General features: G+C 72.6%; 8 protein-coding genes. 4 read left to right on the top strand and 4 right to left on the bottom strand.

Going from position 1 to position 11,104, the window contains the following annotated elements:
• Positions 1 to 84 precede the first annotated feature (84 nt).
• Complete coding sequence (locus ACFWA9_RS35540; RefSeq protein ID WP_329492064.1) at positions 85 to 1,206, bottom strand: HoxN/HupN/NixA family nickel/cobalt transporter; 1,122 nt, start codon at positions 1,204 to 1,206, stop codon at positions 85 to 87.
• A gap of 280 nt (positions 1,207 to 1,486) precedes the next feature.
• Here ACFWA9_RS35540 and ACFWA9_RS35535 point away from each other — a divergent pair, with 280 nt between their 5' ends.
• On the top strand, positions 1,487 to 2,473 hold the full coding sequence (locus tag ACFWA9_RS35535; protein WP_380393027.1) for a hydrolase: 987 nt from the start codon (positions 1,487 to 1,489) through the stop codon (positions 2,471 to 2,473).
• Here the strand turns inward: ACFWA9_RS35535 and ACFWA9_RS35530 are convergent.
• A complete protein-coding gene (locus ACFWA9_RS35530; protein ID WP_380393025.1) occupies positions 2,460 to 3,383 on the bottom strand; it encodes a hypothetical protein in 924 nt (307 codons plus the stop codon). The two genes, ACFWA9_RS35535 and ACFWA9_RS35530, sit on opposite strands and share 14 nt — an antisense overlap.
• A 173-nt stretch (positions 3,384 to 3,556) precedes the next feature.
• Between ACFWA9_RS35530 and ACFWA9_RS35525 the strand changes: the two genes are divergently transcribed.
• Entirely contained in the window at positions 3,557 to 4,060 is a 504-nt protein-coding gene (locus ACFWA9_RS35525) for a hypothetical protein (protein ID WP_352290374.1), read from the top strand.
• 57 nt (positions 4,061 to 4,117) lie between these two features.
• Here ACFWA9_RS35525 and ACFWA9_RS35520 read toward each other — a convergent pair whose 3' ends face one another.
• Together ACFWA9_RS35520 and ACFWA9_RS35515 are read right to left on the bottom strand one after the other, a co-directional pair.
• On the bottom strand, positions 4,118 to 5,662 hold the full coding sequence (locus ACFWA9_RS35520) for a putative Ig domain-containing protein (RefSeq protein WP_380393022.1): 1,545 nt from the start codon (positions 5,660 to 5,662) through the stop codon (positions 4,118 to 4,120).
• Positions 5,663 to 6,169: 507 nt separating this feature from the next.
• Complete coding sequence (locus tag ACFWA9_RS35515; RefSeq protein ID WP_352290372.1) at positions 6,170 to 7,135, bottom strand: hypothetical protein; 966 nt, start codon at positions 7,133 to 7,135, stop codon at positions 6,170 to 6,172.
• Positions 7,136 to 7,303: 168 nt separating this feature from the next.
• Here ACFWA9_RS35515 and ACFWA9_RS35510 point away from each other — a divergent pair, with 168 nt between their 5' ends.
• Positions 7,304 to 8,422, top strand: a complete 1,119-nt coding sequence (locus ACFWA9_RS35510; protein WP_329487115.1) for an alpha/beta hydrolase-fold protein — start codon at positions 7,304 to 7,306, stop codon at positions 8,420 to 8,422.
• A 174-nt stretch (positions 8,423 to 8,596) separates the two neighbouring features.
• Entirely contained in the window at positions 8,597 to 11,044 is a 2,448-nt protein-coding gene (locus ACFWA9_RS35505) for a glycosyltransferase family 39 protein (RefSeq protein WP_380393018.1), read from the top strand.
• Positions 11,045 to 11,104 lie beyond the last annotated feature (60 nt).

Here is an 11,104-nt window from a genome sequence, read left to right as displayed (position 1 = left end):
CCCCCGGGGCCCCCCCCCCCCCCGGCCCGCCGTTCGCGCGCTCCGGGCGGCCGGCGCCGACCGCCCGCCCGCGGAGCCCCGCCGCTACTCGGCCTTCTCCGCCGCGCTCGCCAGGCCCGCCGACCACTTCTCCTCGACCCGGCCGAGCTTCCAGTAGGCGATCGCCGCCGCCCAGGTGAGCACGAAGAGGCCGACGATGGCGTAGCCGACGAAGTTGAGGTCCAGCTCACCGATCCAGGCGACCGGCCCGCTGGTGATGTCCAGCTTCTCGCCGAGCAGCCCGATCAGCTCGATCGAGCCGATGACCAGCGCGACCAGGACGGAGAGACCGGTCACGGTCAGGTTGTAGTAGATCTTGCGGACGGGCTTCGAGAACGCCCACTCGTAGGCGAAGTTCATGAACGAGCCGTCGATGGTGTCCAGCAGGCTCATCCCCGCCGCGAACAGCACCGGCAGCACCAGCAGCGCGTACCAGGGCAGCTGGAACGCGGCCGCGCCGCCCGCCAGGACCAGCAGCGAGACCTCGGTCGCGGTGTCGAAGCCGAGGCCGAACAGCAGGCCGACCGGGTACATGTGCCAGGGCTTGGTGACGGCCCTGGTCACCCGGCCCAGGATGCGGTTCATGAAGCCGCGCTTGTCGAGCTGCTGCTCCAGCTCGGCCTCGTCGAACTCGCCCTCGCGCATCTTGCGGAAGACCTTGAGGATGCCGTTGAAGGCGCCGAGGTTGATCAGGCCGATGAGCAGCAGGAAGGTCCCGGAGACGGAGACGCCGATCAGGCCGGTCGTGTCGTGCAGGGTGGAGTCGTCGGACTCGACCTGGCCGGCCAGCGACTGGATGCCGAAGGCGAGCAGCGCGCAGAGGCCGAAGACGATCGAGGAGTGCCCCAGCGAGAACCAGAAGCCGACCGAGAGCGGCCGCTTGCCCTGGCCCATCAGCTTGCGGGTGGTGTTGTCGATGGCCGCGATGTGGTCCGCGTCGAAGGCGTGCCGCATGCCGAGGGTGTAGGCGGTGAGGCCCATCCCGGCGCCGAACACCTGCCCGCCGACGTCGTAGTGCTCGGGTGCGATGACCGCGAGGAGGGTGAACCAGCCGATCACGTGCAGCGCGAGGATGAAGCCGCCCATGCCGGCCAGGCGGATCCACTCCTCACGGGTGAGCCGGTCGCGCCATCTGACGGCGGTGGCACCTGCGGCGGGGCTGGACATCGTGTCGTCCTTTCGGGGGAGCGGGCGGAGCTGGGCCATCTTTCCCTCGGCGAGGAAGTACTTGCAAGTCATACGCAAGTACTGGTCCGGGGCGGTCGGGACGTGACGGCGCGCGGAGGGCGCGTTCCGGAAGCGCTCCGGTCCTCCCAAAGATCGCCATGTACCGTACAAATACCCGTAACCTCCGGAGGCTTTCACCGGACGGACCGTGCGCGGATACTCAGATCTACGCGCGAATACTCGGGCGCCGACACCTCAACTCCCCACGGAGGAACGGCACATGATCCGCATGAGAACGGCTGCCGCCCTGGTCGCCTCGGCCCTCCTCGCGGCCGGCCTCTCCGGCCTGGCCCCCACCGCCTCGGCCTCCCCCACCGCCCGCACCGCGGCCGGCACCGCGGCCGGCACCGCAGCCGCCCCCACCGCGGCCACCGCCGCCGCCCCCCACCGGGTGCTGTTCGACAACACCAAGGCCGAGACCGCCGGCAACGCCGACTGGATCATCTCCACCAGCCAGCCCGACCCGCTGGCCCAGAACGCCAGCCCCAGCACCGAGAAGAGCTGGACGGGCGCGCTCTCCGCCTGGGGCGTCGCCCTGCAGAAGACCGGCCAGTACAGCCTCAAGACCCTCCCGGCCGGCTCCACCATCAGCTACGGCACCGGGGCCGCGCTCGACCTCGCCAACTTCGACACCTTCGTGGTGCCCGAGCCGAACGTCCGCTTCAGCGCCACCGAGAAGGCCGCCCTGATCCGCTTCGTGCAGAACGGCGGCGGGCTCTTCCTGATCTCCGACCACAACCAGAGCGACCGCAACAACGACGGCTGGGACTCCCCCGCCGTCATCAACGACCTGCTCACCAACAACGGGGTGGACAACAACGACCCCTTCGGCTTCAGCGTCGACGTCAAGAACATCTCCACCGACAACCCGCGCGCCGTCAACGACCCCGCCGACCCCGTCCTGCACGGCGCCTTCGGCACCGTCACCGGCTCGATCCTGCGCTCCGGCACCACCTTCACCCTGAAGCCCGCCGACAACCCCTCCGTCAAGGGCCTGCTCTACCGGACCGGCTACAGCGGCACCACCGGTGCCTTCTTCGTCACCAGCGGCTACGGCAGCGGCCGGGTCGCGATCTGGGGCGACAGCTCCCCGGCCGACGACGGCACCGGGCAGTCCGGCAACACCCTCTTCAACGGCTGGAACGACCCGGCCGGCACCAACGCCGCCCTCGCCCTCAACGCCACCGCCTGGCTCAGCAAGGCCTGACGCCCCCGTCGCGCCCCGCCGGGGCCCGCTCACCAGGACAGTGCCGGCATCCTCCCCCAGGGTCGGACTGCTGACGCCTGCGGCGCGGGCAGGCTCCGGCCCGCCCCGCGCCGTGGCCCGCCGAGCGGGCCCCCGCCACCCGCGCGTGGCAGCAGCAGATCCCCCGCACCGCACCGTGACCCACCCCACGGGGCGGACCTGGCCCCGCCCCCGCGGTCTGCGTGGTACCCGGCGGCAGCAGTGGCACCAGCCGGGCGAGCACGTCGGCCGCCGACGGGGTCGGGTCGCCGGTCGGCGTGGCCGACGGGCCGGGCGGCACCGGCGGGTTGGCCCGGGCCGGCAGCGCGTCGACGACCCGCTGCCAGGCCGGCGAGGTCACCAGCGCGCGCAACTGCTCGGCGTCCAGCGGCGGTTCCTCCCGATTCGCCGCGGCGGGCCGGCCGTTGTGCTCGATGATCCGGATCCGGCGGCCGTCCGGCGCCGCCAAGGTCGCGCGCCACTCCCGTTGGGCCGGGTCGGTCCGGTCCCGGAACTTGTCGATCACCAGCACCGACCCGTCGGGGCCGTCGGTGCGCTCGCAGGAGTCCTGCAGCGTGCTGAACGGGTCCATGCAGACGGCGCCCGCCCCGGGGGCCAGCTCGGTGCGGTCGACGGTGCAGGAGATCATGCTGGCCCCCTTGCCGTCGTCGAAGAGGAACGTCCCGTCGGTCCGGTAGACGTCACCGTTGCCCCCGGCCACACCGGGCGTACCCGCGTAGCTCACCTCGACCGAACCCGGCGGCAGCAGCCCGGAAACGAGCCGCGTCACCTCCTCCGAGGTCATCGGTGCCACCGGCGCCGCGGGCAGGGCCGCGTGCGGTCCCCCGGCGCCCACCAGGAAGCCCCCGGTGGCCAGGAGCAGCACCGGCACCCGACGACACCAGAGAAGGGGCACCTCCAGAGGGCCACTCTCACCACCCCGGAGCCAACTGACATCAACACACGTGGAAATGAAGGAACTTGGGCTGCATTCCGACCCCTCGGACCGGCCTCGGGCGGTACCCTGGCTCACCCGCGGCGGGCGCGGGCGGCAGGGGGGGACGTATGGGAGTCAGGAATCCGTCGATCGAGGAGCGGTACTCGATCGCGCTGGGGTGCCGGGTGAGCGTCGAGGCCGGGCTCACCGCCACGAGGGTCAACTGGAGCATCGGCATCATCTCGGGCGAGGACCGCAAGCGCCCTCCACAGGGCAGCGCGGTGGCGTCGTTCACCTGCGATCGGTGCCGGCGGGCGTTCTGCGCCAGGGTCGAGAGCCGCTCCACGGCGCGCCGGAAGCGGTGGATCTACCTGGTGGTGGGGGCGGTGCTGCTGCTCTCGCTGGCGGTCGTCGTTCCGATGCTGGTCCAGCTGGGCGGGCAGACCGTGGACGAGAACGACCCGGACGCGACGGACGGCTTCGGGCTCCTGCTCCTGTGGGCCTTCCTCGCGTTCGTCTTCGGGCTGAGCTTCTTCCGGGTCGGCTGGTCCTACCCCGGCATCAACAAGTTCCGGTTGGTGGGCGCCAACGGCAAGCGCAGCGTCTGGGTGAAGGGGCACCGGCTGTTCTGACCCGCGAACGGCCGCCCGGTCGGGGACCGGGCGGCCGAGGGGACTACGGCGCAGGCGTCAGCTGGTCTGCAGCGCCGTGTCGTCGATCACGAAGCTGGTCTGCAGCGAGGCGTCCTCGGTGCCCGCGAACTTCACGGTGACCGTCTGGCCCGCGTAGGACGAGAGGTCGAAGGTCCGCAGCTGGTAGCCGGCCGCCGCGTCCACGTTGGAGTAGGTCTTCAGCGCGGTGCCGTTCACCGAGACGGTCAGCTTGTCGTACGCCGTCGAGCCGGTCTCCGCCGTGTCGATGTGCAGGTAGAAGCTCAGCGACGCCTTGCAGCCGGCCGGGACGGCCACCGCCTGCGAGAGGTTGTCCGAGTGGGCGGAGCCGTAGCCGTTCAGCCAGGACTTCCACGAACCGCCGTGCGCGGCCTGCGAGGCGCTGTTGTCCACGACACCGCTGGAGGCGGTCCAGGGCGCGGCGCTGCCGGTCTCGAAGCCCGCGTTGCCGAGCAGCTGCGCCGGGGTGCAGGTGCCGCCACCGCCGCCGGAGACGGTCCAGGTGAAGGCGGCGGTGCTGGTCTTGTTGGCGGCGTCCTTCGCGGTCACGGTCACGTTGTAGGTGCCCGCGGCCGTGGCGGTGCCGGTGATCTTGCCGCTGGAGCTGATCGACAGGCCGGTCGGCAGGCCGGTGGCCGTGAAGGTCAGCGGGGCGGTGCCGCCGGAGGCCGAGATCTGCAGGTTGACCGAGCCGTTCAGCGCGGTGCTCTGGCTGCCCGGGTTGGTCACCGAGACGCTGGTGCCGGCCGGCTTGGTGAGCAGGCAGCCGCTGACGTTGAGGTCGATGGCCCGGCCGGTGCCGAGGCAGGTGGTGAACCAGTACGTCTCCTGGCCGTAGCTCTGGCCCTTGGTGGCCTTGGTGGTGCCGTCGGCCGCCACCTCGCACGGGTTGTTGAGGGTGCACATCTGGCCGTCGTCGTTGCCGGTGTTGTTGATGCCGACGACCTTCTTCGTGGCGGCGTCGACGATCGGCGAACCGGACGTGCCGTGCGTGGTGTTGCAGCCCGCGCTGTAGCGCAGCGAGTCGTGCCAGGTCCACTCGTCCTCGCGCAGGGTGTCGACGAACCCGTTGACCGAGCAGTTCCACACCTGCTTCCAGTACGACGAGGGTATGTACATCGCCGAGCCGTCGGCCGGGTGCGTGTCACTGATCGTCAGCGCCGTGGCGCTGAACTTCGAGGTGATGGACGCGAAGGTGTCGGTCAGCTGGTACAGGGCGACGTCGGTGCCGGTCATGGTCGCGTAGAGGACCTTGTCCGCCTGGACGGTGCCGAGCGAGTTGCCCGAGGAGCCGAGCAGCGTGCCGCTGCGGCTGACGCTCTGGTTCTGGATGACCTGTCCGGCCGCCGGCATCGTCGGCAGGCAGTGGCCGTTGGTGAGCATCAGGGCCCGGTCGGTGTCCACCGACGAGGGGTAACGGACCAGCGAGGCCGAGCAGTTGCTCAGCGCGATGGTGGACGTCAGATCGCCGGCCTGGACCGCCTGGGCGGGGGTCGCGGCGAGGGTCAGCCCACCCGCGACGACGGCGCTTGCGCCGACGAGGGCGGCAAGTCTCTTGAACATGCTTCTCCTTGTGGGGGATTGCGGGGCGTACGACCGGTCGCGGACGCCCGCGCCGCACGAAAGTGCCATGCCCACCTCAACGGGTCAACCATGCCGACAGAACTCGCGCCACCGATTCCGCGCCGCTGCCACGGCCTTCGCCGCCCTACGCCCCATCACCCGAGGTCGCAGCACGCGCCCCGCCCCAAACCTGCTACCCGGGAGGCAGGTTCGAGATGTGCACCACAGGTCCGCGGCGCCGCCCGCGGGCCTGCCCGGCGGTGCGGCGGCAGGACCGGTGCCACCGGGTGAACCGTCAGATGTCGCAGATTCCGAGGCCCGCCCGGGACCTGCCCGCCCCCGCCGGCACCACCGGCACCTGGATCTGCCCGTCCTTGTCGGCACACCGCTCGCCGCCCCGGCGCACGTCGCCCGCGACACGGGACGGCACCCCACGCAGGACAACGCCGCCGGCCGGGCCGGCCGACGGCGCCGCGGGCTCCCGGTCCGCCGCGGGTACTTCTTCCGCTACGGCTGCGGGAAGGTGTCCTCGTCCACGTCGCTGGTCTTGGCGTTGCCGCCGACCGCCGGCTGGAGGGTGATGGACCACGAGGTGTAGGTGCGACCGGTCTCGAAGGCCATGCTGTCGTCGAACTTGCTGAAGTCGCAGCTCTGGGTGAACGCCTTCAGCGTCGGGTCCCAGTCGACGCCGCCGGCGAAGAAGACGTCGTAGGTGCCGTCCTCGACACCCTCGATGGACGCCTTCTTCCCCTTGCCGACGTAGACCGAGTGGATCGACTTGCCGTTCTGGGCGAGCGAGACCACCGCGTCGGAGCTGCCGCCGTTGTCGACGTTGAGGACGCCCTCGCCCTTGAGGCGGCCCGAGCGGACCATGGTGCCGTTCTCCAGTGACCGGGTCTGGAGCTGCGGGGTCTGCGGGACGTTGAAGGTGGTCGGGTACCCGGCGGCGGCCATCTGGGCGAGGGCGGGGGGCACCGCCTTGAGGCCCTCGGAGAGGCCGACCTGGGCGAAGGCCGAGGTGGTGGCACAGAGGTTCTTCGCCTTGATGTCGCTGCGGACCTTGGTCAGGTCGGTGGAGAGCTGGCCGAGCGCCGTCACCAGCTGGCGCCGCGCCGTGCTGACGGCCGCCGGCTCGCCCGCGAGGCCCAGGCCGCTGCCGGCCGAGGACGCGGCGGTGGCCGCCTCCTGGAGGGTGGTGGCGAAGGCGTCCAGACCGGCGGAGGCGTTGAGCTTGCCGAGCGCGGCGCTGACCGGGTCGATGTAGCTCACCAGGACCGGCCCGTACGGCGGCTTGGTCGGCGTCGGGGTCGGGGTGGGGGTCGGGCTGGGGCTCGCACTGGCGCTCGCCGACGCCGGGGCGCTCTTGCCCGGGCCCAGGCCGAAGGAGTCCGCCCCTCCGGACCCTCCACTGGAGCACGCCGCCAGCAGCAGCGTTGTGCCAGCCGCCAGGCCGACCTTGACGAAGGACTTCATGCCCGCTCCCCCGGTGATCTCTCATGCACGCTCCGTGCATTCCCCGCGGACATGATCCCGAGCCTTTGTCACGCGGTCAACAGGGCGCACAAGGGGCGTGTTGAGGCGCAGGCAGGGCGCAGAGAGGGGCGCACGGGGTGCCACCGCCCGTCAACTACGATCGGTCACGTGCTCAGGCTTACGGGACTCCCCCTCCAGATCATCGCGTCCCTCCTCGCGATCGGCGTCTTCGCCGCCACGATGTGGCTCTGGCCGAGATTCGGCGGGCGCGGCTGGCAGGCCTGGCTCGGGCGGATCGGCGCCTTCCTCGCCACCCAGATCTCGGTGCTGGTCGCGATGGGGCTGATCGCCAACGGCTACTTCGGCTTCTACAGCTCCTGGACCGACCTCCTGGGCACCAACGGCGGGCCGGGCACGGTGGTCGACCACCAGCCGAACGCCTCCGTCGCCATCACCGGCGAGCAGAAGTTCTACGCCCAGCAGGGCTCCAACCCGGAGCGGGTCGGCCTGATCCACAAGGTCTCCGTCAAAGGAGCGGGCAGCGGCCTGAGCACCGACGGGTTCGTCTACCTGCCGCCGCAGTACTTCCAGCCCGACTTCGCGCAGCAGAAGTTCCCGATGGCCCTGGTCCTGGCCGGCTACCCCGGCACCCCCGAGAAGCTGATCTCGCTGATGCAGTACCCGGCCTCCGCGCTGGAGGCGATCGACCAGAAGAAGCTCCCGCCGACCATCCTGGTGATGATGCGGCCGACCCTCGTCAACAACCGGGACACCGAGTGCGTGGACGTCCCGAACGGCCCGCAGGTGGAGACCTTCTTCACCAGCGACCTGCCCAAGGCGCTCGGCACCACCTACCGGATCGGCACCGACCCGGCCAACCGGGCCGTGATCGGCAACTCCACCGGCGGCTACTGCGCGCTGAAGTTCGCGCTGCGCAAGCCGGACGCCTACCGGGCCGCCGTCTCCCTCTCCGGCTACTACACCGCACCGATCGACGAGACCACCGGTGACCTCTTCGGCGGCGACAGCCGGCTGAAGCAGGAGAACGACCTGCTGTGGCGGCTGCAGAACCAGCCGGCCGCGCCGGTCTCGCTGCTGCTGGCCACCGCCCACGACGAGAACAACTACGCCGCCACCCAGGACATGGTGAAGGCGTTCAAGGCGCCGACCAAGCTCTCCACGATCACCCTGGACACCGGCGGCCACAACTTCCACACCTGGACGCGGGAGATCCCGCCGGCGATGGAGTGGCTGGGCAAGCACCTGACGATGCCCCAGGCCGCGTAGCACCCGCCGCGCACACCCTGCCGCGCACACCCCTCCGCACGGCCACCGCGCACCGACCCGCCGCGGCCGCCGGGGCCGTGCGCACGTGGCCGTCCGCACGGCCCCGGCAGGATTAGAGACGGCTCACAGCCCGGTCTCACGGTCCTCTCAGCCGGGCGGCCGAGCGTAGCGTCCATGACCACGACCAGCTTCTCCCCTCCGGCCGGCGAACCGTGGCCGGAGGCCGCGAACTATCCGCCGCCGGAGGTGCCGCAGCCGGCCCCCGGGCTCCCCGGCCCCGCCCCCGTCCCCGGAGCGGCTCCCGCCCCCGCGCCGGCCGAGGCGCTCTTCCCGCCGTGCCCGCCACCCGCCGCCGGTCCCAAGGGCCCGTCGTCCTGGGCCGGCCGGCTGCGCACCCTGGCGGCCCGGTCCTGGCGCGGCCGCGCCGACGACCCGCGCTGGGTGCGCCCCGCGCTGCTGGCGCTGCTGGCCGCCACCGCCGTCCTCTACCTCTGGGGCCTGAGCGCCTCCGGCTGGGCCAACTCCTTCTACTCGGCGGCCGCCCAGGCGGGCAGCCAGAGCTGGAAGGCCTTCTTCTACGGCTCCTCGGACGCCGGGAACTTCATCACCGTCGACAAGCCGCCGCTCGCGCTCTGGCCGATGGCGCTCTCCGCCCGCCTCTTCGGCCTCTCCTCCTGGTCGGTGCTGGCCCCGCAGGCGCTGATGGCGGTCGCCACGGTGGCCACCCTGTACGCGACGGTGCGCCGCCGGTTCTCGCCGCTCGGCGGCCTGCTGGCCGGGGGTGCCCTGGCGCTGACCCCGGTGGCGGCGCTGATGTTCCGGTTCAACAACCCGGACGCGCTGCTGGTGCTGCTGCTCACGCTGGCCGCGTACGGCCTGCTGCGGGCCACCGAGGCGGCCGGTACCCGGTGGCTGGTGTTCACCGGAGTGATGTTCGGGCTGGCCTTCCTCACCAAGACGCTCCAGGCCTTCCTCGTGCTGCCCGCGTTCGCGCTGGTCTACCTGGTGGTCGCGCCGACCGGGCTCTGGCGGCGGGTGCGGCAACTGCTGGCCGCCGGCCTGGCCATGGTGGTGGCGGGCGGCTGGTGGGTGGCGGTGGTCGAGCTGGTGCCGGCCTCGGCCCGCCCGTACATCGGCGGCTCGCAGGACAACAGCTTCCTCTCGCTCACCTTCGGCTACAACGGCTTCGGCCGGCTCAACGGCGACGAGACCGGCAGTGTCGGCGGCGGTGGCGCCCGGCTGATGGGCGGGGCCGAGGCACCGCCCGGCGGCGGCCGCGCGATGGGCGGCGGCGGCTGGGGCGAGACCGGCATCACCCGGCTGTTCGACGGCGACATCGGCGGGCAGATCGCCTGGCTGATGCCGGCCGCGCTGATCCTGCTGCTGCTCGGGCTCTGGGCGACCCGCCGCTACGCCCGCACCGACACCGCCCGGGCGGCCTTCCTGGTCTGGGGCGGCTGGCTGGTCTGCACCGCGCTGACCTTCAGCTTCATGTCCGGCATCTTCCACCAGTACTACACGGTGGCGCTGGCCCCGGCGGTCGCGGCGCTGGTCGGCATGGGCGTCGACGGCCTCTGGCGGGTCCGGCACCGGCTGCCCTACGCCGCGGTGCTGGGCGCCACGCTGGCGGTCACGGCGGTCTGGGCGTACGTCCTGCTCGGGCGCAGCGCGGACTTCCTGCCGTGGCTGCGCTGGGCGGTCCTGGTCGGCGGGCTCGCCGCCGGGGCGGCGCTGCTGCTGGCCGGGCGGCTGGCGGCACGGCTCGCCACGACGGTCGGGCTGGTGGGTCTGGCGGCGGCGCTGGGCGGTCCGGCGGCGTACGCGGTGGACACCGTGAACACGCCGCACACCGGCTCGATCGTGACGGCCGGTCCGGCGGTCGCGGGCGGGCGGGGGATGGGCCCGGGCGGGATGCGCGGGATGCCGCCCGGCGGCGACGGCCGGTTCTTCCTCAACGGGCAGCAGGGCTCGCCCGGTCAGGGCGGCGCGCCCGGGCAGCTGCCCGGCGGGGCCCCGAACGGCGCGGGCGGCACGGGCACCGACGGCACGGGCGGCGACGGGACGGGCGGCGGCCGCAACGGACGCGGCGCCGCCGGCGGCTTCGGCGGCACGGGTGGCTTCGGCGGCGGCGGGATGGCCGGCGGCGCCCCCGGCGGCATCGGCGGGCTGCTGAACGGCGCCACCGTGAGCGACGAGGCCGCCGCCCTGCTCCGGCAGGACGCCGACCGCTACACCTGGGCCGCCGCGACCGGCGGCTCGCAGACCGCCGCCAGCTACCAACTCGCCTCGGGCGAACCGGTGATGGCCCTCGGCGGCTTCAACGGCACCGACCCGTCGCTCGGCCTGGACGCCTTCCGGCAGTACGTCCGGGAGGGCAAGGTGCACTGGTTCATCAGCGGCGGCTCCCGCCGGACGGCCGGCCCCGGCACGGGCACGGGCACCGGGACCGGGACCGGCACCGGCACCGATCCCGCCGCGACCGCCGGTCCGACCACCGGTGCCGACGGCGGCGCCCAGGAGTCGCAGACCGCCCAGATCGAGACCTGGGTGGCGAGCCACTTCACCGCGAAGACGGTGGGCGGCACCACCTTCTACGACCTGACGCAGACGCCCGCCCCCTGAGCCGCGCCCCCTGAGCCGGGAGCCGCGGGAGAACGACGGAGGGGACGCACCGCCCAGCGG

The organism is Kitasatospora sp. NPDC059973, from assembly GCF_042737525.1.
In the GTDB taxonomy this organism is placed as follows: domain Bacteria; phylum Actinomycetota; class Actinomycetes; order Streptomycetales; family Streptomycetaceae; genus Kitasatospora.
This window is presented reverse-complemented; position numbering and strand designations above follow the sequence as displayed.

Excerpts from the sequence above, each read along its gene's own strand:
- ACFWA9_RS35540 (WP_329492064.1), bottom strand. The coding sequence starts at position 1,206 with ATGTCCAGCCCCGCCGCAGGTGCCACCGCCGTCAGATGGCGCGACCGG.
- ACFWA9_RS35525 (WP_352290374.1), top strand. The coding sequence starts at position 3,557 with ATGGGAGTCAGGAATCCGTCGATCGAGGAGCGGTACTCGATCGCGCTG.
- ACFWA9_RS35505 (WP_380393018.1), top strand. The coding sequence starts at position 8,597 with ATGACCACGACCAGCTTCTCCCCTCCGGCCGGCGAACCGTGGCCGGAG.
- ACFWA9_RS35535 (WP_380393027.1), top strand. The coding sequence starts at position 1,487 with ATGATCCGCATGAGAACGGCTGCCGCCCTGGTCGCCTCGGCCCTCCTC.
- ACFWA9_RS35515 (WP_352290372.1), bottom strand. The coding sequence starts at position 7,135 with ATGAAGTCCTTCGTCAAGGTCGGCCTGGCGGCTGGCACAACGCTGCTG.
- ACFWA9_RS35520 (WP_380393022.1), bottom strand. The coding sequence starts at position 5,662 with ATGTTCAAGAGACTTGCCGCCCTCGTCGGCGCAAGCGCCGTCGTCGCG.